At 33.8% G+C, this 24,865-nt stretch carries 20 protein-coding genes; 9 read left to right on the forward strand and 11 right to left on the reverse strand.

The genetic code is table 11. The annotated features are described in order from the left end of the window. Positions 1-6: 6 nt before the first annotated feature. The 3 genes from ileS to ACFPTQ_RS02120 all read right to left on the reverse strand — a co-directional run bounded on the left by ileS (position 7) and on the right by ACFPTQ_RS02120 (position 4,925). The gene (gene ileS / locus ACFPTQ_RS02110) at positions 7-3,408 is read right to left on the reverse strand and encodes an isoleucine--tRNA ligase (protein ID WP_379773252.1); all 3,402 of its coding nucleotides are present in this window, start codon (positions 3,406-3,408) and stop codon (positions 7-9) included. A gap of 421 nt (positions 3,409-3,829) precedes the next feature. Further along, positions 3,830-4,282, reverse strand: coding sequence for a carboxymuconolactone decarboxylase family protein (locus tag ACFPTQ_RS02115; protein ID WP_379773255.1), 453 nt, complete (start codon positions 4,280-4,282; stop codon positions 3,830-3,832). 67 nt (positions 4,283-4,349) lie between these two features. Further along, on the reverse strand, positions 4,350-4,925 hold the full coding sequence (locus ACFPTQ_RS02120; RefSeq protein ID WP_379773258.1) for a Crp/Fnr family transcriptional regulator: 576 nt from the start codon (positions 4,923-4,925) through the stop codon (positions 4,350-4,352). Between the two features lie 505 nt (positions 4,926-5,430). Here ACFPTQ_RS02120 and ACFPTQ_RS02125 point away from each other — a divergent pair. Continuing rightward, positions 5,431-6,150 (forward strand): hypothetical protein, encoded by a 720-nt coding sequence (locus ACFPTQ_RS02125; RefSeq protein ID WP_379773261.1) that lies wholly within the window; start codon positions 5,431-5,433, stop codon positions 6,148-6,150. Positions 6,151-6,367: 217 nt separating this feature from the next. Here the strand turns inward: ACFPTQ_RS02125 and ACFPTQ_RS02130 are convergent, their stop codons facing one another. The 3 genes from ACFPTQ_RS02130 to gdhA all read right to left on the reverse strand — a co-directional run bounded on the left by ACFPTQ_RS02130 (position 6,368) and on the right by gdhA (position 9,690). Then, positions 6,368-7,132, reverse strand: a complete 765-nt coding sequence (locus ACFPTQ_RS02130; protein WP_379773263.1) for a hypothetical protein — start codon at positions 7,130-7,132, stop codon at positions 6,368-6,370. 336 nt (positions 7,133-7,468) lie between these two features. Beyond that, on the reverse strand, positions 7,469-8,182 hold the full coding sequence (recO, locus tag ACFPTQ_RS02135; protein WP_379773266.1) for a DNA repair protein RecO: 714 nt from the start codon (positions 8,180-8,182) through the stop codon (positions 7,469-7,471). Positions 8,183-8,346: 164 nt separating this feature from the next. After that, complete coding sequence (gene gdhA, locus ACFPTQ_RS02140) at positions 8,347-9,690, reverse strand: NADP-specific glutamate dehydrogenase (protein WP_379773268.1); 1,344 nt, start codon at positions 9,688-9,690, stop codon at positions 8,347-8,349. Positions 9,691-9,962: 272 nt separating this feature from the next. Between gdhA and ACFPTQ_RS02145 the strand changes: the two genes are divergently transcribed. Continuing rightward, the gene (locus ACFPTQ_RS02145; RefSeq protein WP_417394293.1) at positions 9,963-10,769 is read left to right on the forward strand and encodes a THC0290_0291 family protein; all 807 of its coding nucleotides are present in this window, start codon (positions 9,963-9,965) and stop codon (positions 10,767-10,769) included. Between the two features lie 70 nt (positions 10,770-10,839). Here the strand turns inward: ACFPTQ_RS02145 and ACFPTQ_RS02150 are convergent, their stop codons facing one another. Then, entirely contained in the window at positions 10,840-11,295 is a 456-nt protein-coding gene (locus ACFPTQ_RS02150) for a DinB family protein (RefSeq protein ID WP_379773274.1), read from the reverse strand. A gap of 81 nt (positions 11,296-11,376) precedes the next feature. Between ACFPTQ_RS02150 and ACFPTQ_RS02155 the strand changes: the two genes are divergently transcribed. The 4 genes from ACFPTQ_RS02155 to nadD all read left to right on the forward strand — a co-directional run bounded on the left by ACFPTQ_RS02155 (position 11,377) and on the right by nadD (position 14,184). Next, complete coding sequence (locus ACFPTQ_RS02155) at positions 11,377-11,733, forward strand: arsenate reductase family protein (RefSeq protein WP_379773277.1); 357 nt, start codon at positions 11,377-11,379, stop codon at positions 11,731-11,733. A gap of 264 nt (positions 11,734-11,997) precedes the next feature. Continuing rightward, positions 11,998-12,858 (forward strand): YicC/YloC family endoribonuclease, encoded by an 861-nt coding sequence (locus ACFPTQ_RS02160; RefSeq protein WP_379773280.1) that lies wholly within the window; start codon positions 11,998-12,000, stop codon positions 12,856-12,858. A gap of 80 nt (positions 12,859-12,938) precedes the next feature. Continuing rightward, entirely contained in the window at positions 12,939-13,511 is a 573-nt protein-coding gene (gmk, locus tag ACFPTQ_RS02165; RefSeq protein ID WP_379773283.1) for a guanylate kinase, read from the forward strand. A 91-nt stretch (positions 13,512-13,602) separates the two neighbouring features. Next, complete coding sequence (gene nadD, locus ACFPTQ_RS02170; protein ID WP_379773285.1) at positions 13,603-14,184, forward strand: nicotinate (nicotinamide) nucleotide adenylyltransferase; 582 nt, start codon at positions 13,603-13,605, stop codon at positions 14,182-14,184. 1 nt (position 14,185) lies between these two features. Here nadD and ACFPTQ_RS02175 read toward each other — a convergent pair whose 3' ends face one another. Then, positions 14,186-15,082: a LysR family transcriptional regulator gene (locus ACFPTQ_RS02175; protein ID WP_379773288.1), complete on the reverse strand. Its 897-nt coding sequence runs from the start codon at positions 15,080-15,082 to the stop codon at positions 14,186-14,188. 90 nt (positions 15,083-15,172) lie between these two features. Here ACFPTQ_RS02175 and ACFPTQ_RS02180 point away from each other — a divergent pair, with 90 nt between their 5' ends. The 3 genes from ACFPTQ_RS02180 (at position 15,173) to ACFPTQ_RS02190 (ending at position 18,436) form a co-directional block, all read left to right on the forward strand. Next, complete coding sequence (locus ACFPTQ_RS02180) at positions 15,173-15,931, forward strand: type 1 glutamine amidotransferase domain-containing protein (protein WP_379773291.1); 759 nt, start codon at positions 15,173-15,175, stop codon at positions 15,929-15,931. Between the two features lie 84 nt (positions 15,932-16,015). Beyond that, a complete protein-coding gene (locus tag ACFPTQ_RS02185) occupies positions 16,016-17,173 on the forward strand; it encodes an iron-containing alcohol dehydrogenase (RefSeq protein ID WP_379773293.1) in 1,158 nt (385 codons plus the stop codon). 267 nt (positions 17,174-17,440) lie between these two features. Continuing rightward, on the forward strand, positions 17,441-18,436 hold the full coding sequence (locus ACFPTQ_RS02190) for an NAD(P)H-dependent glycerol-3-phosphate dehydrogenase (protein WP_379773296.1): 996 nt from the start codon (positions 17,441-17,443) through the stop codon (positions 18,434-18,436). 135 nt (positions 18,437-18,571) lie between these two features. On the opposite strand, the gene ACFPTQ_RS02195 is transcribed toward ACFPTQ_RS02190, so the two are convergent. The 3 genes from ACFPTQ_RS02195 to ACFPTQ_RS02205 form a co-directional block, all read right to left on the reverse strand. Next, a complete protein-coding gene (locus tag ACFPTQ_RS02195) occupies positions 18,572-19,522 on the reverse strand; it encodes a glycoside hydrolase family 43 protein (protein ID WP_379773299.1) in 951 nt (316 codons plus the stop codon). Between the two features lie 235 nt (positions 19,523-19,757). Further along, a complete protein-coding gene (locus tag ACFPTQ_RS02200) occupies positions 19,758-22,049 on the reverse strand; it encodes a GH92 family glycosyl hydrolase (protein ID WP_379773302.1) in 2,292 nt (763 codons plus the stop codon). An 87-nt stretch (positions 22,050-22,136) separates the two neighbouring features. Continuing rightward, positions 22,137-24,413, reverse strand: coding sequence for a GH92 family glycosyl hydrolase (locus ACFPTQ_RS02205; protein WP_379773305.1), 2,277 nt, complete (start codon positions 24,411-24,413; stop codon positions 22,137-22,139). Positions 24,414-24,865: the final 452 nt, after the last annotated feature.

The raw sequence follows: 24,865 nt of genomic DNA on the forward strand, positions 1-24,865 counted from the left end.
TCAATATTATTTAGTAATTGTTATCTTCGTTTTAATGTCATCAAACTCAATTTCTATACCATTTTCAATTTGAACTTCAAACACTAACTCTTCTGTCAATGTTTCTGATTTGATATAAGCCTTATTCGTATTTACAGCAAGCTCCAGAGCTGGATTACTTTGTAAACTTACTTTAATCTTATCAGTCACTTCAAATCCAGAATCTTTTCTGATGTTTTGAATTCTATTTACCAACTCTCTCGCAATCCCTTCATTTCTTAATTCATCAGAGATTGTGATGTCAAGCGCTACGGTAATTCCATTAGAATTAGCAACCAACCAGCCTTCAATATCCTGCGATGTGATTTCTACATCCTCTAAGGATAAAGTTACGTCTTTTCCTGCAACTACAATACTTATGCTTCCTTCCTTGTCTAATTGGTTAATTTGCTCCGAAGTAAAACTTTGTATCTCTTTGGAAATCAATCCCATATCTTTTCCAAAACGAGGTCCAAGCGCTTTAAAATTAGGTTTAATTTGCTTAACCAAAACTCCAGAAGCATCGTCCAAAAGTTCGATTTCTTTCACGTTTACTTCGGCTTTTATCAGGTCAGAAACAGCCTCAATTTCTAGTCGCTGATTCTCGTCAAGTACTGGAATCATTACCTTTTGCAAAGGTTGACGCACTTTGATCATCTCCTTTTTACGTAGTGATAAAACTAGTGATGAAATGGTCTGCGCTTTCTGCATTTTGCTCTCTAACGATTTATCAACAAAGTTTTCAACGTATTTTGGAAATTCCGCCAAATGTACACTATCAAATTTTTCTGTCTGTGTAGCCTGTGTTAAGTCTCTGTAAATCTTATCCATAAAGAAAGGAGCTATTGGCGCACTTAGTTTACTTACGGTTAACAAACAAGTATATAAGGTTTGATAAGCCGCAATTTTATCCTGTGCATATTCTCCTTTCCAGAAACGACGACGACACAAACGAACGTACCAGTTGCTCAAGTTTTCCTGTACGAAATCAGAAATAGCACGAGCAGCTCGCGTTGGTTCATAATCGGCATAGGCTTCATCTACTAATTTGATTAAAGTATGCAATTCAGATAAAATCCAACGGTCAATTTCTGGTCTTTCATTCAATGGCACCTCTGCCTCATCAAATTTGAAACCATCGATATTAGCGTACAAACTAAAGAAAGAATAGGTATTATAAAGTGTACCAAAGAATTTACGTCGCACCTCAGCTACTCCTTCAATGTCAAATTTCAAGTTATCCCAAGGATTTGCATTTGAAATCATGTACCAACGCGTAGCATCTGGTCCGTATTCTTTTAAGGTTTCAAATGGATCAACGGCATTTCCTAAACGCTTCGACATTTTTTGCCCGTTTTTATCTAATACCAATCCGTTAGAAACTACATTTTTATAAGCAATGTTATCAAAAACTAAAGTTCCAATAGCATGCAAGGTATAAAACCATCCACGTGTTTGATCCACACCTTCGGCGATGAAATCAGCTGGGAATGATTTATTATTATCAATTAAAGCTGCGTTTTCAAAAGGATAGTGCCATTGCGCATAAGGCATCGCACCTGAATCAAACCAAACATCAATCAAGTCTGATTCACGCTTCATTGGTTTTCCAGAAGCAGAAACCAAAGTGATTCCGTCAACTACATTTTTATGCAAGTCAACCAAATCATAATTGCTTTCGCTCATGTTTCCAATTTCAAATCCTTTGAATGGATTTTCGGATTGAACACCAGCAGCAATTGCTTTTTCGATTTCGTTGTACAATTCCTCAACTGAACCAATCAGGATTTCTTCCTGTTTGTCTTCTGTTCTCCAAATTGGCAATGGAATTCCCCAATATCTTGAACGTGATAAGTTCCAGTCATTGGCATTTTTTAACCAGTTTCCAAAACGACCTTCTCCGGTTGCTTTAGGTTTCCAGTTGATTGATTCGTTCAAATCAAACATTCTATCTCTTACCTCAGTGATTTTGATAAACCAAGAATCAAGAGGATAGTATAAAATAGGCTTGTCTGTTCTCCAGCAATGTGGATAACTGTGCACGTATTTCTCTACTTTAAACGCTTTATTTTGTTCTTTTAAAAGGATAGCAATTTCTACATCAACCGAACGCTCTGGCGCCTGATCGGCATCATAATATTCGTTTTTCACATATTTACCTCCAAAATCACCTAAACTAGGAACAAATTTACCTTGTAAATCTACTAATGGAACCGGAGTACCATTTTCGTCCAATACCAACATTGGCGGTACTTCAGGTGTAGCTTCTTTGGCTACCTTAGCATCATCAGCACCAAAAGTTGGAGCTGTATGCACGATACCTGTACCATCTTCTGTAGTAACGAAATCTCCCGAAATTACTCTAAACGCATTTTCCGGATTTTGGTATGGCAACGCCCAAGGCAATAATTGCTCGTAACGGATACCTACCAAATCAGCACCTTTTGCTTCTGTTAAAATTTGGTATGGAATCTTTTTATCTCCTGCTTTGTAATTTTCAAAATCAGCTGCTTCTTCAGTAGCAAAATATGTTTTACCAAACTGTTTCCCTACTAAGTTTTTAGCCAAAATCACATTGATTGGCTCAAAAGTATATTGGTTGAATGTTTTAACTAAAACATAGTCGATTTTAGGACCCACTGTCAAAGCAGTGTTCGATGGCAACGTCCAAGGAGTTGTCGTCCAAGCCATAATGTGGATAGTTCCGAAACCTTCTAAAAAGCTTGGCAAACTTTCAGCAATTGCTTTAAACTGAGCTACAATAGTCGTATCCGTCACATCACGGTAAGAACCTGGCTGATTCACCTCATGCGAAGACAATCCTGTTCCTGCTTTTGGAGAATACGGTTGAATCGTATATCCTTTGTACATCAAATCTTTGTTATAGATTTGTTTCAAAAGCCACCAAACACTCTCCATATATTTTGGTTTATAAGTCACATACGGATCTTCCATATCTACCCAATACCCCATTTTTTCGGTCAAATCATTCCATACGTCTGTATAACGCATGACTGTTTTTTTACAGGCTTCGTTATATTCGGCTACGGTGATGGTTTTCCCGATATCTTCTTTGGTGATTCCTAATTCTTTTTCGGTACCTAATTCTACAGGTAAACCGTGTGTGTCCCAACCCGCTTTACGCTTTACTTGGAACCCTTTTTGAGTTTTATATCTACAAAAAATATCTTTAATCGCACGTGCCATTACGTGGTGAATTCCAGGTAATCCATTTGCCGAAGGTGGCCCTTCAAAAAACACATAAGGAGCATTTCCTTCGCGAGTGCTCACACTTTTTTCAAAAATATTTTCTTTCTTCCAAAAATCAAGAACTTCCGACGCTACCGTTGGCAAGTCAAGTCCTTTGTATTCAGTAAATTTTGTACTCATTTTATCCTTTTCTTAATCGAGGTGCGAAAGTAAGGAATTTTGAGGAAATTAGAGAAAAGAGGAAAGAAAAAAGAGCGAATAAACACAATAATAGAAGATTTTTGCAAAAAACAAGAAAGTTGCAACAATTAAAATGTTTACAACTTTATGGATTTTACCACAAAGCTAGTCATTGCGAGCGTAGCGAAGCAATCTCACTAAGCAACGACAAAGTTGCTCCTCTTTGTGGGTCGGAAAACATTTCCGCACTATCAGTTGAGTTTTTGTACAATTAGGAGTTATACCGTTTAGAAGTATAAACTGTTCCTATTGTCAGTTCGAGCGCAATGGAGAATCAGAAGTCAGGAAACTTCGCAAAGCGAATATCCTTTCTGAAAAAAAATCATAGGCTGTGAGACCTATGATTTTTTTTGCAATAGTTCTATGCAAGACTTTGTCCAATCTGTAGGTGAGTACTTAGCACAACTCTGTTCCAAAGATTGATAGTAATTACAGCCGTGATAATATCTGCTATTTGGCTTTCGCTAAAAAATTGCAAGGCGCTTAAATAAGTTTCATCAGACAATCCATTTTGATGGATTAATGTGATTTCTTCTGTTATTGCTAGCACTACTTTTTCTTCTTCCGTAAAAACATCCTCAGCTTCTTTCCATGCACTTACCAAAAAAATACGCTGATTTGTTTCGCCATTTTTAATTGCGTCTTGAGTGTGAATGTTGATACAATACGCACAACCATTAATTTGTGAAGCGCGGATTTTTATAAGTTCTTTGGTAGTATTAGATATAGAAGCCTTTGAAAGATACATTTCTAAACCAATCATTGCTTTTAGTGCATTTGGAGCAACTTCCTTAATGTTTAATCGTTTTTGCATTTTATTATTCTTTTAAATTATTCCATACAAAATTGAAGAATAAGAAAATGAAAAAAATTAAACTGGTTTAAGAAAGAAGCCTCTTCCGAATCTCACTTAAATATTCGGGAGTAAATCCCAGATAAGAAGCAATTAAATATTGGGGAACACGTTGGACAAAATCGGGATGATTTTTAACAGCCTGGAAATAAAATTCTTCTTTCGAAAACGAAAAAAGAAATTGGATACGCTTTTGAGCCGCTGCATAAGCTCGTTGATAGATGAAACGGAAATACCGTTCCATAGCTGGAAATTCCTCTAATAACTTTTCCTGTTTCTCTTGTGTGATATAAAGTATTGTTGATTTTTCTACAGCCTGAATATAAAACTCCGTAGGAACTTGGTTTTCATAAGCAAAGTTATCCGTAAGCCACCAGGTTTCTATGGCAAATTCAGTAGTTTGTTCAATACCTTTTTCATTGATATAAAACTTTCGCAACAAGCCAGTCAAAACAAAATAATGATGTCTGCAAATTTGTCCCTCTTCCAACAGATTTTCTTTTTTAACCACCTCTTTCGTGCTAAAGAATTTTTTAATTTCTTCAAATTCTTCGTCTGATACTTGTGCAAATTTACTTATATGTTTTTTGAAGATTTCGAGCATCTTTTTTATATGGATTTCTGTAAGATTGTAGCTAATGTGAGACTGTGAAAAAACATTACAGTCTAAAAACAAATATAGTATTTTATCTGTTTATATCCATATAATTAAGTTTTATACCTACAACATAGCCTAGGAATTTGAGGTCATTAGTAAAAAAACCAGCCCCAATAATTAAAGAAAGATCTCATCAAATAACGCTACAAAGTTGCTTATTGGTGCGGGCACAGAATACAATTTTGCGCTGACGTTTACGTATATCAGAGCGATCGGGTTAACCCTATACTTTTCAAGTTAAATTAAACCGCTAATAACGTTAAAAAGCCAATAATTATGAGTAAATTTATATGTACCTCATTATAGAAAAAAATCTAAAAATCAATATATTAAACAAAAAGAACCTTCTTATTCACACCCAAAAACAAGGTTAAAATATTCCCGAATTTACCTAAAACTGATTTTACTCTTTATAAATTTTTCTGAAAACATTTATATAAAAACTAAAATCATGAAAACAATTACGCTCATTATTTTTTCAACAATTTTGATAGGATGCGCCCCTGTGTACTATGTACCAAATACGCAAAACATTCCTATTATGAAAACGAAAGGTCAAACCAATTTAGGTATTGCTTATAGCGAAGGTGAATTTACCAAAGGCTACGAACTTCAGGCTGCTCATGCAGTTACAAATCATATCGCTTTACAGTTAAACACCGATTGGGTGAAAAATTTTGAAAACATGACTACAAATGACTATTCCGAAGAATTCAAAGCATCCGGTAATATGTTAGAAGTAGGTATTGGCTATTTTAATGATATCGCTCCTAATTTTACTTTTGAAACCTATGGGTTAATATGCTTTGGCAAACTCAAATACGAACCTATCTCCGCAACAGACAATCAAGATTTTTCAGCCAAATTCAATCGTATAGGAATACAACCTAGTTTAAGTTATAGCAGAAAATATTTTAACGCTTCTTTTTCATCAAGAATTGTCCATTTAAAATACAAGAATGTAAATGGAAATTTAAATGATATCAATCCTAATTACTTAAAAGAAAATAATGCCTATTGGCTATTAGAACCTGCGCTTACTCTTCAGGCAGGTTTTGAGGATGTAAAATTTCAATTACAATATATACACAGTTACAATCTAACGAATTCTTCATTCGAACAAGAGACAGACATTATTTCTTTTGGCATTAAGCTAAATATTAATCCTTAAAACATCACATTAATAAATAAGCAATCTAAGAGAATGTACAGTCTCGTCATTTTACGAGACTGCGCTAACCTTTTATACACATATCCAAGTGTTCAGGGTTTTATTATTGAGGTTGCAAACACTAAGATGTGTTTTATCTTTAAAGTAGGTACTCGATGCAATCGAGTACCAGTTGGGATCACGCAACGAATACCTTAACTGTTATAAGCAGTTTCTTTTAACTATGGTGAGTAATAAAAAATGTTTGAATATTATCAATCCAAGTCGGTAACTTTTTCAAGCCATCTTTGAGCAGAAATTTATAGATTTCCTTTTTTGCAACATCAGAGACTTCAACAAATGTCTGCAAACTAAATTTTTTAATTTTTGCCAGAATTTTCGAAAAGCGTCTCGAGAAATCTTTCTTAGTAAGATTTTGAATATTGTCTCTCAAATCAATAGTTTCAGTACAAATTTTTTCAACTTCTGAATTGTCAGGATGTTTGTTTTCTAAATAAAATGTTGCTGCGGATAAGAATTTATATAATATTACCTGCTGAAAATTATTGAAAGGATGGGTTTCAGAATCATCATCAACAATTTCAAATTCGACAAAGATTTCTTCTTCGTAAAATTTAGCAAAAGTTTCTTCTTCTGTAAAGCTAATGCTGTTAAACTCATATATCAAATGTAGCCAATCTTCAAAGCACTTTTCTACTTCGTCGTGAGTGCAATAATGATTTATGTACGAAAGAGAATTTTCATTTTCTGGAACATATGTAATTGGAAATATTGTTTCGTTAGCGGGGTCATCTCGAGTTGGTTCTCCTATATAGAAAACGAAATTTTTATGAGATCTATCGTGAAGATAAAAGATATAATCAGTATTTACTGATTCAATAATGCTTGAATTTGCTTTCTCAAGTCTTCGCATGATTTGCAATACACGTTGGATGTCTTTTGAAACATTTAGCGTAAAATTCTTCGCGTTTAAATTTGCCATAAATTTTTAACGTTGTCTAGTTCGAAATTGCATATAACATCAGACTGTGAAACAACCTCCCAGTCTAGCAACAAATATAGTTTTTTTTATTTTATGGAGAGAAAAATCGTATTTTTAAGTATACAACCTATTCAAGGAATTTTTCGCCATCAATTACAGCTAAGTAGTTTAGTAGATTAAACCCTTTCAGAGTTTTGAACTCTGAAAGGGTTGCTACTGCAAGTTTTTTATTGAAAATCCGTCTAATCCATCATTTATTAAATGAGTGAAATCTAAACTTATCAGATTCAAATAATAATTCGTGTATTCGAGGCAAAAAAAGACAGTTATGAAAAATCAAGAAAAAACCTCTTTGAGTACTTCCAATGATTTTGGACGTTTAAAACCATCCAAATGATAGACATAATAATCAATCAGGATTTTTAAAAGCAGTTGCCTTTCGACCACATGAAATACTTTTTGATGGTTGTCTAATTTTAAATGAATAAGTTTTTTGAACAATTGGGTTTCGTGTTCGCTCAAAGAACCCATAGCTTGAAAAGGAGTAAAAACGCCTTCGTTCATTTCGAAAAAAGGCATGTCAATATCGGAAACATCGGGGTAAAAACCAAAGTATTTGGTCATTTCCATCATTAGAATCAAGTGAAAATTAGCCATTTCGTCATGTTCGTCTAACCAATGCAAAGCGGTTTCCAGAAAAACAAAAAGGGCTTCGTTTTTTTCTTCTTCATGAATAGAATGATGCAAAATCTCTGAAAGAAATAGGACAATCGTACTCTTGTAAATATCGGAATGGATGGTATGAAAAGGATTCGCAATTTTAATTTCCTTGAAATGCTCGAGCGTTCCTTTGTTTTTATGAGTTGCTTCGATTTCAATAATAGTCATTGGCTGAAAATAGGCCATTTTTTGACTCGTTTTTCTACTCGAAAAAGCATCACGAACAAAATAGGATTTCAATCCATGCGACAAAGTAAAGCATTTCACAATCAGGCTTTTTTCTTGGTACTTTAAAGCCGAAATAACGATTGCCTTGGTTTTAATTTGCATGAATTGGATGTTGCTAAAATGAATTGCGAAGATAGTTAAAAGTCCTTAGTCCTTAGCTTTGCAAAATATAAAGTCCCTAGTCCTTAGTAGTTAGTCCTTAGAAAACACTAAAAAAGAAACTAAAACTAAGGACTAGGGACTCACCAACTAAGGACTAAAAAAAACTAAACCACCCCTTGAGCCAGCATCGCATCGGCCACTTTTACAAAACCAGCAATATTAGCGCCTTTTACATAATCAATATAACCCTCTTCTGTACTGCCATATTTTACACAGGCAGCATGAATATTAAGCATAATGCCTTTTAATCTTTCATCGACTTCTTCGGCTGTCCAACTCAAACGTAAGGAATTTTGCGACATCTCTAAGCCCGAAGTAGCTACTCCACCGGCATTAGAAGCTTTGCCTGGGGAGAATAAAATTTTGGCTTTATGAAATACAGCAATACCTTCTGGAGTAGTAGGCATATTAGCGCCTTCGGCCACACAAATACAGCCATTGGTAACCAAATTTTTGGCTTCTTCTTCATTCAGTTCATTTTGAGTAGCACATGGCAATGCAATATCGCATTTTACTTCCCAAGGACGTTTCCCTTCAACGTATTTTGCATTTTGAAATTTCGAAACATATTCACTAATTCGCCCCCGTTTTTCATTTTTTAATTCCATAACGAAAGCCAATTTCGCTGCGTCGATTCCGTCAGCATCGTAAATATATCCGTTAGAATCCGACATCGTTACCACCTTAGCCCCTAGTTGCGTTGCTTTTTGAACGGCATACTGCGCCACATTTCCAGAACCAGAAACAACAATGGTTTTTCCCTCCAGACTTTCAGCTTTATTTTGAAGCATACTTTGTGCAAAATAAACCACACCATAACCCGTAGCTTCAGGACGAATTAAGGATCCCCCAAAAGAAATTCCTTTTCCAGTTAAAACACCTGTAAATTCATTTCGAAGTCGCTTGTATTGGCCAAAAAGATAACCTACTTCTCGACCTCCTACTCCTATATCTCCTGCAGGAACATCGGTATCAGCCCCAATGTGTTTGGCTAGTTCGGTCATGAAACTTTGACAAAAACGCATCACTTCATTATCCGATTTCCCTTTTGGATCAAAGTCCGAACCGCCTTTTCCACCACCCATTGGCAAAGTGGTTAAACTGTTTTTAAAAGTTTGCTCGAAAGCTAAAAATTTCAGGACACTCAAATTCACCGTAGGATGAAAACGAAGTCCGCCTTTGTATGGACCAATCGCCGAATTCATTTGAATGCGATAGCCTCTGTTTACTTGAATTTCTCCTTTATCATCAATCCAAGTGACGCGAAAAGTAATAATCCTTTCGGCTTCTACCATTCGCTCTAAAAGCATTTTGTTTTGGTACTTTTTATTGTTTTCTATAAAAGGAATCACCGTTTCAGCCACTTCAAAAACAGCTTGTAAAAATTCAGGTTCGTTGGGGTTTTTTAAAGTAACCCCATTCATAAAATTTTGGACAGCTTGAGACATAATATTTAATTGGTTAATAGAGTTAAGAAAACGTTTTCGTAAAGGTAAAACAAAGTTTGGTTTTATATCCTCATTACATTAGTTTAGCCCCTTTTTAGACTACGAATTATCTAAAGTTAAAACTTCTTCCCAAAATTCAAAAATTACTATACCAACTCTTATAAAAACATTAACATTACAACAACTAAAATGCTGTTTTACAACTTTATTTTAATTGCTATTATCCCATTTAAAGTTTTTCATATCTTTGTTCCACCCTGACTTACACTAAGATGCTCCGAAATAATTGGCTAGGTATATTTATATTATTTGTTTTACTTGGAATTTCAAGTAAAATGAAAGCTCAGTTTGGTTTTTCTCATGAAATAGGTGTGATTGCTGGACCTGTAGCTTTTCAATCCGATTATGGTGTTCGTCATGATTTTGAAACCAATGTAGGAAACACAGGAAATGGAATAGGAATAATTCATTACCTCAACTTCTCCTATAAAGCAGAATGTAACTGTTACACACCTGAAACCTATTTTAACGACCACTTCAAGCTACGAAGTGAACTATCGTATAACAAAACGAATTTTGAACATTTAGGAGAATGGGTAAAAAGGACTTCTCTTGAGGCGATGCAATTACGAGAAATGAAAGGAGAAAGTGCCGTAACCAATATTGGAATGCAATTAGAATACTTCCCTCTGAGTATTCGCGACTTCACAGCACGTATTGGGAGTCTTGGTCCTTTTGTGAGTCTTGGTGCTCAATTTAGTAATTACAATGCTAAAGCTTATTCTACGATGGGTCCCTTAGGAACTCCACTTACCACTTATCCAAAATACCTCACCCCTACAGATGATAGACAATATGGTTTTTCTACCGAAAACGGAACCGTATGGTCTATTGTTTCCAGTGTGGGTACGCGTTATAAATTATCGCCATTAAGCGATTTGATGGTTGATTTACGTTTTCAATATTACTTTTCGGATTGGGTTGATGGTTTAAAACCTAATCCAGATTTGTACAAAGAAAACAAAGCTAATGACTGGCTGGTTTGGTTTAATTTTGGCTACATTTATTATTTGCAATAGCTAATAAAAAATAAAAAAAGAGCTCCGTACAAGAAACTCTTTCTTTTTAAAATAGTATTCGTTAAGAATATTAAACCAGTTTTCGGATTGCCATGATTACTCCAATGTGAAGACCTTCATGAAAATTATTAAACTCCATAGAATCCGCATTGCTTTTTAAAACAAAACCTGTAGAGGTTGGATATTCAGTGAAATTTTGAAACAAATTATTATCGATATCTTTTGCGGTTTGTTCAACTGTTGCATGTAACAAAGATAATATTTCGTCTACTTCTTCTTGTGTTGCCTGATGTTCTGTTTTAGTTCCTTTCATGTATTTTTTAACTAATTCATCAGAAATCATCATCGGTAAGCCCGCTAATTTATATACCAACAATTGTTGCGTCACTACGATATGACCTACATTCCAAATCAAATTGTTATTAAATCCTGCCGGAACTTTGTTCAATTGCTCTAATGTATATCCCTGAATCAACTTAGAAACCATGTTTCTACTGGTTTTTGTAATCTCTAATAGCTCTTTCATTGTATTTCAATTATAAAATTTCGCGTAAAAATAAGCATTTAAGTCGCAAATGATTTTTCTTTGCATAAAGAATTAAAAATTATGAGCAATAAAGTATATCATCTTTCTTCTTGCGACACTTGTCGAAAAATTATCAAATCCTTACCTGAAAATCATAATCTAGAACTTCACGATATCAAACAAAATCCAATTTCAGTTGAAGAATTAGAAGAGATGCACCAACTTTCTGGTAGCTATGAAGCGCTTTTCAGCAAAAAGGCACAGTTGTATAAATCAATGGGATTAAAAGACCAAAACTTAACCGAAGCGGACTTTAAAAAATACATTTTAGAACATTACACTTTTTTAAGTCGTCCAGTTTTTATCATTGATGACAAAATTTACATTGGCAACAGCAAACAAAATATTGAGAATGTAATTTTGGCTTTGCAAAAATAAATCCTTAATTGATGCCAACAATCTAAGCTATTAAAAAAAGGTTACCACAAATTACACCAATTGCCACTAATTTATAGGAGGATTTAAATCGAATTTCTCTAATTCTCTCCATTTAAATGGTTCGTGAAATAAAAAACAAGTACTAATTTGTGTTTTTAGTGTAATTAGTGGCGAAAACCTTTATGGTGATTTCCTTGCACTGAAAACTGACTACTGACTACTGAATACTTTTTTAGTATCTTTGACCACTTTTTAGAAAATGATATGATACAATCTATGACCGGTTTTGGTAAAGCGACTTTGCAATTACCAACCAAAAAAATAACAGTCGAAGTAAAATCGTTAAATAGCAAAGGACTTGATTTAAATGTGCGAATGCCTTCTGTGTATCGTGAAATGGAATTGGGTTTACGTAACCAAATTGCCGCTGCACTGGAAAGAGGGAAAATCGATTTTTCTATTTTTATCGAAAGTACTGCCGAGCAAACTTCGACCAAAGTGAATGTACCTATCGTAAAAGCTTACATTGCCCAACTAAGAGAGGTTTACGCCGATGCCGATGAAACGGAGTTAATGAAAATGGCTGTTCGCATGCCAGACACCATGAAAGTGGAAAGAGAAGAAATCGACGAAAACGAATGGGCTCAAATAAAAAATGTTATCGACGAAAGTTTAAGTAACATTCTTTCTTTTAGAAAAGATGAAGGTGAATCACTTGAAAAAGAATTCCAATTGCGTATCAACAATATTCGTCAATTTATGAACGAGGCTTTGGCTCTTGATCCGGAACGCGTTCAAAACATCAAAGACCGTTTGCAAACCGCTATAGATGAGTTAAAAGTAAATGTTGACGAAAACCGTTTTGAACAGGAATTGATCTATTATTTAGAAAAACTAGACATTACGGAAGAAAAAGTACGTCTAACCAATCATTTAGATTATTTCCTGGAAACCATCAAAGGCACCGAAGCTAATGGTAGAAAATTAGGTTTCATTACCCAAGAAATGGGACGCGAAATCAACACCATGGGGTCTAAATCCAATCACGCGCAAATGCAAAAATTAGTCGTGATGATGAAAGACGAATTGGAAAAAATCAAAGAACAGGTATTGAATGTTTTATAAGTAAATAGTACCTAGTCCATAGTCCCTAGCATTAAAAACTAAGGACTAGGGACTAAGAACTAAGGACTAATACTAAAAAAATGAAAAAAGGAAAATTAATCGTATTCTCGGCACCATCGGGTTCGGGAAAAACAACTATAGTTAGGCATTTATTAAAACAAGAAGACTTGAATTTAGAGTTTTCTATATCAGCAGCCACTCGTGATGCCAGAGGCGAAGAAGTAAACGGAAAGGATTACTATTTTATCTCTTTGGACGAATTTAAAAACCATATCAAAAATGAAGATTTTGTTGAATGGGAAGAAGTATACAGAGATAACTTTTACGGTACTTTAAAAAGTGAAGTAGAACGTATTTGGGCTTTGGGTAAAAATGTAATTTTTGATATTGACGTGGCTGGAGGTTTGCGTATCAAGCACAAATTCCCTGAAGAAACTTTAGCTGTATTTGTAAAACCACCTAGTGTTGACGAGTTAAAACGCCGTTTGAAAGAACGCTCTACCGAAAGTGAAGACAAAATCAATATGCGTATCGCTAAAGCCCACGTAGAATTGGCTACCGCTCCTCAGTTTGATGTAGTAATCAAAAACTATGATTTGAATGTTGCTTTGGAAGAGGCGACTGAGTTAGTTAGGAATTTTGTGAACAAATAAAAATTAAAAGATTGAAAAATTGAAAGATTGAAAAATTATAAGAATACTCAATCTTTAAATCTTTGAATTTTTAAATCATTAAATTAAATCAATGAAAATCGGACTCTATTTCGGCACCTTCAACCCCATTCACGTGGGGCATCTCATTATTGCCAATCATATGGCAGAGCATGCCGATTTAGATCAAGTTTGGTTAGTAGTTACACCACACAATCCTTTGAAGAAAAAAAGTACTTTGCTGGATGATTACCACCGCCTGCAAATGGTTTTTCTGGCAACAGAAGATTATCCGAAATTGAAACCTTCAGATATTGAATTCAAGTTGGCGCAACCTAATTATACAGTAAATACTTTAGTCCATCTTGAAGAAAAATACCCAAATCATGAATTCTCTTTGATTATGGGCGAAGACAATCTTAAATCATTTCATAAGTGGAAAAACTACGAAGCCATTTTAGAACATCACGAGATTTATGTGTATCCGCGAATTTCTGCTGAAGATGAAAATCAGGAATTCAAAAATCATTCTAAAATCCACATGATTGATGCTCCCGTTGTCGAAATTTCTTCGACAGCAATTAGAAGCAACATCAAATTAGGTAAAAATGTCCGTCCTTTATTGCCTGAAAAAGTTTGGGAATACATTGACCATAATTTGTTTTATAAGAAGTAAATCAAGCCAACACTTTTTTTAGTTCTTCCTCAATTTCCTGAGCAGCCGAATTAAAACCTGAGTGTTTACCCGATAAAAGATAAACCTCTGTATCTGGCATTCGGTCCGATTCCCATAACAATTGTAATTTTCCTGATTGAAGAAAGGACTTCGCATTAATATCCCAAGTAACCGCTACCCCTGTATTTCTGGAAAGCATTTCTAACATTTCATATTCGGATGGAATAATATAATTAGACACCATAGAAGGCCTTTTTTTATTAAAAACATGCAGCCAAAATAATTTGATATGAGGAATTCCTGAATCATGACTGTACCATTTTTGTTCGTTTAACCAATTCTCAATCGCAACACTATCTTCTTTTTGAATATATGCCTGTAATGGATTGGCATCAATATTATTTGAAGCAACAACGATTTGCTTAATTTTCCCTATCTCCTTTTGTACGGTATCAAAAGTTTCTATCTTTTTAGTAACGATAGCAAAATCAATTTTTTTCGTATTGACTAATTCAAAAAGGCTATTATTTTCACAAAAACTAAAATCAATATAATCGAATTTTGCAATTAGAAAACTACCAATACTACTAAACAGATGTTTTGAAATCCCTACCGTAATCAATCGATTAGCATCGAATGCTTTGGAACGAAAACCGTTTTCTACATTTTCCAGACGATCTAAAGCTTCAATGATTAAGTTATTGAGTAACTTAGCATATTCAGTAGGCTCAACTCCTTTTGATTTTCGGTTAAATAATTTATAGCCCACATGAGCTTCTAACATAGAAATTTGCTGACTTACTGCTGGTTGGCTGATAAATAATTCTTTAGCAGCTAATGAAAAATTACCATTTTTATATACTGATTTAAAGGTTCGATACCATTCTAAATTGACCATGATATAAATATATTTATCACAAACATAATTTAAATTATTTTTACTAATAACATATCCGCCTTAAATTTGTAAAAAATTAAAAAACGAATCATGAAAAAAACAACCGTATTTGCTTTGGTCCTCGTAACAATCAATAGTATCGTAGCATTAGCACAAAATAAAGAAAAGATGAAAAAAGTATTGTTTGTAGTTACCAGTCATGACCAATTAGGGAACACAGGAGAAAAAACAGGTTTTTGGTCAGAAGAATTTGCGGCGCCGTATTATGAATTAGCCGATAGAGGAATCCAAATTGATATTGCTTCTCCATTAGGTGGTCAACCGCCTATAGACCCAAGAAGTGCCAATCCAGCTTCGGCAACAGAAGACACGAAACGATTTGATAAAGACACTGAATTATTAAACAAATTAAAGCATACTTTAAAATTAGCGAACGTAAAAGAATCTGATTACGATGCTGTTTTTTATCCTGGTGGTCACGGTCCTTTATGGGATTTAACTAAAGACAAAAATTCTAAAGCATTAATTACTTCTTTTTATACCAATAATAAGCCTATTGCTTTTGTATGCCATGCTCCAGGAGTATTAAAAGATGTAAAAGTAAATGAGGAATATTTAGTAAAGGGCAAAAAACTTACTGGATTTTCAAATACTGAAGAAGCAGCGGTAGGATTGACAAATGTAGTTCCATTTTTATTAGAAGAAGTGCTTCAGGCTAATGGCGGAATCTATTCAAAAACCGAAAATTGGCAACCCTATGCAGTCGAAGATGGCTTATTGATTACAGGACAAAACCCTGCCTCTTCAAAACTTGTGGCTCAAAAATTAGTAGAAAAATTAAACAAATAAGACTCTAAGTCCCAAAATAACTAAGAAGTTAAGATTGAAATAACTAGCTGCTTAGAATCTTAGTATCTCAAAAACGAAAAGAATATGATAAACTTCGAATTATATAACCCTACCCAATTGATTTTTGGAAAAGGTCAAATAGAAAAATTAAACACCCTAATTCCACAAGGAACTAAAATTCTCTTAGCTTACGGAGGTGGAAGCATTTTTAAAAATGGAATTCATCAGCAGGTAATTGAAAACCTTAAAGGTTATGAAATTGTAGAATTTGGCGGTATTGAACCCAACCCTCATTTTGAAACTTTGATGAAAGCGGTTGCAGTAATCAAAGAACAAAAAATTGATTTCATTCTGGCTGTGGGTGGAGGCTCTGTAATTGATGGTGTGAAATTTATTTCGGCAGCAGTCAACTTTAACGGAAACCCAATTGATATTCTTCAAAAACGCATTTTAATAAAAGAAAAAGCAATGCCTTTTGGAACAATATTGACTCTTCCAGCAACAGGAAGCGAAATGAACTCAGGGTATGTAGTAACAATTAAAGCGACTCAGGAGAAATTAGCTGCTGGAGGAAGTGCTTTATTTCCAAAATTTTCAATTTGTGACCCAACGGTTATTCAATCTTTACCTAAAAGACAATTAGAAAACGGCGTAGTTGATGCCTTTACCCACGTAATGGAACAATATTTAACCTACCCACACGACGGATATTTACAAGACCGAATTGCCGAAGGAATTTTGCAAACATTAATTGAAGTAGGTCCAAAAGTAGTAGAACAGCCAGAAGACTATACTTTAGCATCCAATTTTATGTGGTGTTGTACAATGGCCTTAAACGGATTAATCCAAAAAGGAGTTCCTAGTGACTGGGCTACTCACATGATTGGTCATGAATTAACTGCTTTGTATAACATTGATCATGCTAGAACGTTGGCCATCATTGGTCCAAATCTATATCGCGTATTGTTTGAAGCTAAAAAAGCAAAACTAGCACAATACGGAAAACGCATTTTTAATCTTTCCGGAAGTGAAGAAGAAATTGCAAAAGAAGCGATCGAAAAAACAGTAGCATTCTTCCATCAAATGGGAATGGATACCCAACTTTCTCAATATACAGATGATTATTCGAAAACAGCCGATTTTATCGTTAAGCGTTTTGAAGAAAGAGGATGGAAAGGATTAGGAGAAAACCAACAAGTTACTTTAGAAAAAGTAAAATCTATTGTTGAATTGAGTTATTAAAATCATTTCACTTTAAAACACCACAAAGGCGTCTAGGATTTTCTAAGACGCCTTTAAAATTAACACCAAAACCAAATTAACTAACTCTAATAACTAATAAAAACACAAATTTCTAATAACTAATAAGTTACAACGGAAATAATGTATATTTTATTATATGATATTGTAAAAAAAAAATTAAAAAAATTTCTGCTCTCTTCGACTAAAACGGATAAGCCTTGCTTCGTTAGTACATTTTTAAGTACTTTTGATTAAACTATTAAAACAATGAGTCAAAATATAAAGTTTGCGGTAATAGGTGGAGGAAGCTGGGCAACGGCTATTACAAAGATGCTTTGTGTGAATCTTGATGAAGTTTGCTGGTACATGCGCAACGAATCGGCAATTGAACACTTAAAAAACTACAAACACAATCCAAACTACATAAGTTCGGTTGAATTTGACACCAAAAAATTGCTTTTAACAAATGACATCAATGAGGCTGTAAACTATGCCGACTATCTAATTTTTGCCATTCCATCTGCATTTTTAGATACCGAATTGCAAAAACTTAATGTTTCCCTTAAAGATAAAATCATTTTCTCGGCCATCAAAGGTATCGTTCCCGAAACCAGTTTAATTGTAGGTGAACATTTTCACTTTCAATATGAAATACCCTATTACAACATTGGGGTAATAACAGGACCTTGCCATGCAGAAGAAGTAGCATTAGAACGTTTATCCTATCTGACTATCGCCTGCGGTGACCCAGAAAAAGCTAAGAATGTAGCTAAAAATTTGGCCAGCAATTATATCAAAACTAAAATTACGGATGATATCATTGGAACGGAATATGCGGCTATGCTTAAAAATATTTACGCCATTGCTGCTGGAATTGCACATGGTTTAGGTTATGGTGATAATTTCCAATCGGTGTTGATGAGTAATGCCATTCGAGAAATGAAAAAATTCATTCGAAAAGTACATAAAATGAAACGCAACATCAATGATTCGGCTTATTTAGGCGATCTATTGGTTACAGGATATTCCGTGTTTTCCAGAAATAGAATGTTTGGAAACATGATTGGTAAAGGCTATACTGTAAAAAGCGCTATGATGGAAATGAGTATGGTTGCTGAGGGCTATTATGCCGCAAAAAGTGCTTACAAACTTAACCAAGGTTATGGTGCTAAAACACCAATTATCGACGCTGTACATGACATTTTATACGAAGGTAAAAACGCGAAAAACGTCTTTAAAAAACTAACTGAGAAACTGGATTAATTCATACTTTTTAGATAAAAAAACCGCAAATTCACCGATAATAATCTTTGAATTTGCGGTCTTTTTACATTATAAAATTAAATATTAACTTTTTTGAATCGTGCTAATAAATAAAATAGCCACTGAATAAAAATATTATTTATTCTTACTTTTTGATGCATCAAGTTTAACAGGAATTATAAAACCTTTTTCATCGAAATGCATTTCATCAATACAAACAACTCTAGAATTTTGATCTGTTTCTGTTAATGGACGTCTATGATATACAATATAATATTGATCTTTTTCTGGATTTTTCATCACAGAATGATGTCCAGCACCAGTAGCTACATTTATATCCTGCTGAAGAATTTTTCCAATTCTTTTAAAAGGTCCTAATGGAGAATCCGAAATCGCATAAGCTACACTGTAATGAGGTCCACCCCATCCACCTTCAGACCACATGAAATAATATTTATTTTTTCGTTTGAACATAAATGGTCCTTCAACATAATTTTCTGGAGTTACTTCTTTGAATGTAGAACCGTCTTTGAAAGGAACAAAACCCGTAAAATCTTTATTTAATTGTCCTACATTACAATGACCCCATCCTCCATAAAACATGTAATATTTGTCGCCATCGTTAAATACAAATTGATCTATAGGTTGGGCACCATTATAAAATTTATCAATTAGTGGTTTACCTAACAAATCCTTAAAAGGACCTGAAGGTTTACTTGACACTGCCACACCAATACCCCCTAACTCTGAATTATTTTGAATATCATTTGCAGCAAAAAACAAATAATACTTATTATTTTTTGCAATAATAGCTGGAGCCCACATAGCCCTTTTGGCCCATTTAACTATTGAAGTATCAATAATTCTCGAATGAAATTCCCAGTGTTTCAAATCTTTTGAAGAGAAAGCATCTAAAAAAACTTGTTTGTCATAGGGTGCAGAATAGGTTGGATAAATCCAATATTTATCATTAAAAACAACACCTTCTGGATCGGCGTACCAACCTGGAACAACTGGATTATTTTGAGCATTCAAACTCAAACATACAGACAAAATTAAAAAGTAACTATAAATTATTTTCTTCATTATTTAATCAATTTTAAAATAGGAATAGTAATTGTCTTAAAACCAAAACAAGAACAACATTGCTAAACCATATAATACTTAAAAACAAGTAATTAACAACACCAGCTCCAACAACAAAATACATAGATACCTAAACTCTGCAATTTATCTAAAGGAGCCGATGTATTTTCAATTTTTTTGAAATACCACAAATACAAAAAAATGAAATTGAACTGTTAATTATTTATTATCCTTTTTACTCGTTAGTTAATGAATAAGGAAGGTCTGATTTTTTTGTCCCTCTTTTTTGATTTGGTTCTGAACCCATTTCAAAATCTAAAGTTGCACCTTTCAAGAGTTCAGAATGACTTAACCAGTTTTTAGTATAGCTCTTACCATTGAATTCTAAAGATTGGATATAACGGTTTGTATCATTATTGTCTTTAGCATTAATTGTAATTGTTTTTCCATTTTCTAAATGCACTTTAGCTTTTCCAAATAATGGCGCTCCCATTACATATTGATCACTTGCCGGTGTCACAGGATAAAACCCTAATGCTGAAAACACATACCAAGCAGAAGTTTGTCCATTATCTTCGTCTCCGCAATATCCATCTGGAGCAAAAGAGTACATACGGTTCATCGTTTCTCTAACCCAATATTGAGTTTTCCATGGCTGACCACCATGATTATAAAGATAAATCATATGCTGAATAGGCTGATTTCCATGAGCATATTGTCCCATATTTACAATTTGCATTTCACGTATTTCATGAATAACTCCACCATAATAAGTATCATCAAAAACAGGAGGTAAAGAAAACACTTTGTCTAATTGTGAGGTAAACACATTGCTTCCTCCCATTAAGTCAATTAATCCTTGTATATCATGAAAAACAGACCAGCTATAATGCCAGCTGTTACCTTCGGTGAAAGCATCTCCCCATTTAAATGGATTAAAAGGTTTCATGAACTCTCCATTTTTGTTTTTCCCACGCATAAGTTTTGTCTCTGGGTCAAACAATTTTTTATAGTTCATAGCTCTTTTTCTATACTCTTCAATTTCAGATTGTGGTTTCCCCAATTTTTTGGCCAATTGATAAATTGCAAAATCATCATACGCATATTCTAATGTCCTTGCTGCATTTTCATTAATACCTACATCATAAGGCACATAACCTAAATCTTTATAATATTCTATACCAGCTCTACCTACTGCTCGCATTGGTCCAGCGTTATTTGCTCCATGTATTAGCGCTTTATAAAGATTTTCAATATCATATTTATATGCGTTACCACTTTTTAAATAACCTTCGGAAACAATTGAAGCAGAATTGTTACCTACCATAATATCACGTAAACCTGGACTTGCCCATTCTGGCAACCAACCACTCTCATTGTAGGCATTAGATAAACCTTCCTGCATGTGTGCTGTTAATTCTGGATACATTAAATTTAAGAATGGGAACAAAGCTCTAAAAGTATCCCAGAAACCAGTGTCAGTAAACATATAACCATCAAGTACTTTTCCGTTATATGGGCTGTAGTGAACCACTTTTCCTTTTTCGTCGTATTCATAGAACTTTCTAGGAAACAATAATGAACGGTATAAACAAGAATAAAATGAACCTATTTGATTATGGGTTCCACCTTCAACCTCTATTCTACCTAATTCTTTATTCCAAATATTTTTTCCTTTTTCTTTTAATGCATCAAAATCGTTATTTCCAATTTCATTTAGATTTCTTTCTGCCTGCTCAAAACTGATAAAAGAAGAAGCTACTTTAGCATTAACTTGCTCTCCTCTTTTAGTTTTAAAACCAATAACAGCACCCGCATGATTAGATTGTATTTCTAATTCTGTTTTCAATTTTCCTTCACTAAATGCCTGATTAAAGCTGAAATCTTTATCAAAAACAATCACAAAATAATTCTTAAAGTTTTCAGGAACTCCTCCGCTATTTTTAGTTGTATATCCTATTATCTTTCTTTCACTAGGAATAACTTTGATGTAGGAACCTTTATCAAATGCATCAACAACAATATAGGCTTTATCTGTTTCAGGAAATGTAAAACGAAAACGTGCCGCTCTTTCTGTTGGAGTAATTTCGGTTGTAACATCGTAATCTGCCAAATACACTTTGTAATAATGAGGTTTTACGATTTCTGTTTTATGTGAATACCAACTCTGGCGATCATTTTCATTAAAAACTAATTTACCTGTCACTGGCATAATTGAAAACTGTCCGTAATCATTCATCCACGGCGAAGGTTGATGTGTTTGTTTGAAACCTCTTATTTTGGTATCTCTGTAATTATAGACCCATCCATTACCCATTTCTCCTGTTTGTGGTGTCCAAAAGTTCATCCCCCAAGGCATAGCGATAGCTGGATAAACATTACCATTAGATAAACTATGATTAGAATCAGACCCCATAAGTGGATTTACCCAATTAATAGGTTCACTTACCTTTTGAATTAAATTTTCCTGTGCCTGAATAAAATTCATGCTCAAGACAAAAAGTGTAATTACTTTTAATTTTTTCATGTTTATAATTTAAATTCGGTTAATAGTTGTTGTTATTAAAAATATTTTAAAAAGCATTTAAATGCTGCATAATGTATTCGAAACATCTTATTTAGTCAAAGAAAAAGGTTTATCTTCATTTTTAAGACCTCTGTTTTTATTAGGCTGATTAGCCATTTCAAAACTTAATATTCCGCCATTCATTATCTCACTATATCGTAAATAATTCCTAGTAAATTCTTTACCATTAAATGAGGCACTGCTAATATAAACATTCTCTTGATTGTTATTTTTTCCTTGAATCACAAACTTATTTCCATTTTCTAGTGTTATTGTTGCTTTTTTAAATACTGGACTTCCTATAACATATTCATCTGTACCAGGGCATACACTATACATTCCTAAAGCACTTAATACATACCATGAAGAAGTTTGTCCCTGATCCTCATCACCTGGATAACCATCTTCAGTATGACTGTATAATTTAGACATTACTTCCCTTAATCTACTTTGTGCTTTCCAAGGTTGACCAGAATAGTTATATAAATAAATCGCATGTTGAATGGGCTGATTACCATGTGCATACTGTCCCATATTAGCCATTTCCATTTCTGTCATTTCATGTATTCTACCTCCATAGGTTCCTACAACAATTTTATTTGGAACTGAAAATACTGAATCTAGTTTTTGGTTAAAATTATCTTCTCCTCCTAACAGATTAATTAATCCTTTTGGGTCCTGAAATACTGACCAAAGGTAATGCCAAGCGTTTCCTTCTGTAAAAGGTCCTCCCCACTCAAATGGATCGAAATTTTCTTTCCATTCTCCTTTTGAATTTCTCCCATTCATAAATCCCGATGCACTATCATACACATTGCGATAATTGTACATATGTCTTGAGAAAATATTTTTATAGAAGCTATTATTGGTCATATCAGCCAAAGTGTAACCGCAAAAATCATCATAGGCATACTCTAATGTTTTTGCTGTTGCCTCTCTAATATTTGGATAAGGTACATAACCCAGTGTATAATATTCTTTCCAACCCTCTCTTCCATTTGCTGGTCCCCAAGGCCCTTTATTTGTTGCTTCATGGTAATAAGCTTCTAAGGCCTTTTTAGGGTCAAAAGTCCTGATACCTTTAGCCCAAGCATCTGCCAAAAGCGAAATTGCATGATTACCTACCATACTTCCAGCTTCACTAGGAAATGACCATGATGGTAACCATCCACACTGATCTTTTGCCTCTAAAAGAGCCGACATGTACTGTCCATGCATTTTTGGATATAACATTGCATTTAATGGGAACTGCCCTCTAAAGGTATCCCAAAAACCCGTATCAGTGTACATATACCCATCATGAATTTTTCCATCATATGGGCTGAAATAATAAGGATTTCCATTTTGATTTATTTCATAGAATTTTCTAGAAAAAAGACTAGCCCTAAAAAAACAAGAATAAAATGTTTTAAACTGATCTTCTGTCCCACCTTCAACTAATACTTTTGATAAATGATTGTTCCAAACTGCTTTTGCACTTTTTTGGGTATCTTCAATGCTTTTATGTTTTCCTAACTCAGTTTGAAGATTTCGTTCAGCCTGTTCTAAACTAATATAAGACGAAGCTATTTTAGCCTGAACTATTTGACCTGATTTAAACTGAATATACGCCCCAATACCGTTTCCTTCCATTGAAAGTTGATTATCCAAGGTCGTATTATTTCGATTTTCCCATAGTTTAGCTACTTCGAAAGACTTATCAAATTGAATAACAAAATAATTTTTGAAATTATCAAAACGCTGCATTCCCTCTCCATTTCTAACATAACCAGTAATTCTATTGTGTTTTTTATCAATAGTAACTTGGCTACTTCCATTATAACCATCCAATACTACCCAAGCATTTTCATTTTTTGGAAAAGCAAAACGAATATGAGCCCCTCGTTCAGTTGGTGCAATTTCAGTATTGATTCCGTTATCAAATTTCACTTGGTAATAATAGGGTTTTGCCGTTTCCTTTTTATGAGAAAATCGAGTACCTCTCTCTTTATTATTTAATTTTAATTTTCCAGATATTGGCATTAACGAAAAAACTGCATAATCTCTTGTCCAAGAGCTACACTGATGTGCCTGTTGAAAGCCTCTAATTTCGTCCTTAAAATATTGGTATTTCCAGCCATCACCATTTTCTCCTGTTTGGGGAGTCCAAGTATTCATACCAAAAGGCAGAGCGGTAGTAGGATAGGTGTTTCCTCTAGTCAATTCGTGTTTTGAATTAGTTCCCTGAAGCGTATTGACATAATCCGCCAAATCCATAGTTGGTTTCTGAGCTGATAGTTGACTAACACTCAGTATAAAACCAAAAAACAAATATTTAATTTTCATTTATATTTTTTATTTAAACGATACTCATTATTCATATGCCTTTTACAAAAACGTCTATCTGATACTTTTACAAGTCTTATAATATTCATTTCAAATTAATAGAACACCCTAGTATCATTTGTATTTTTCTACGACTCTATAAAGAGTAAAGCTGCGAATATACTAAAACGATTTAGTAAAAAAGAAAAAAATCATTCCCTTTTTATTAATTTTAGATAAAAGTTACAAGATTCTTAACAAAAAGTATTCCAATTTGAGTATTACAATAGTAACATTTTAACTTTTCTAAGAATTGAAAAAGGAAATCACAATTATAATGGTACTTGTATAATGGTACTTGATTAAAACTCCTTTAATTTGACAATCATATGAACTTACTTTCAATGTTTCGAAAACTAAAATTATCACATTATCAATTTTAAAGAAATTAAAATTCAGCATTTTACTTGAAA

It is taken from the genome of Flavobacterium sp. GCM10022190 (genome assembly GCF_042656445.1).
Lineage (GTDB): Bacteria > Bacteroidota > Bacteroidia > Flavobacteriales > Flavobacteriaceae > Flavobacterium > Flavobacterium nitratireducens.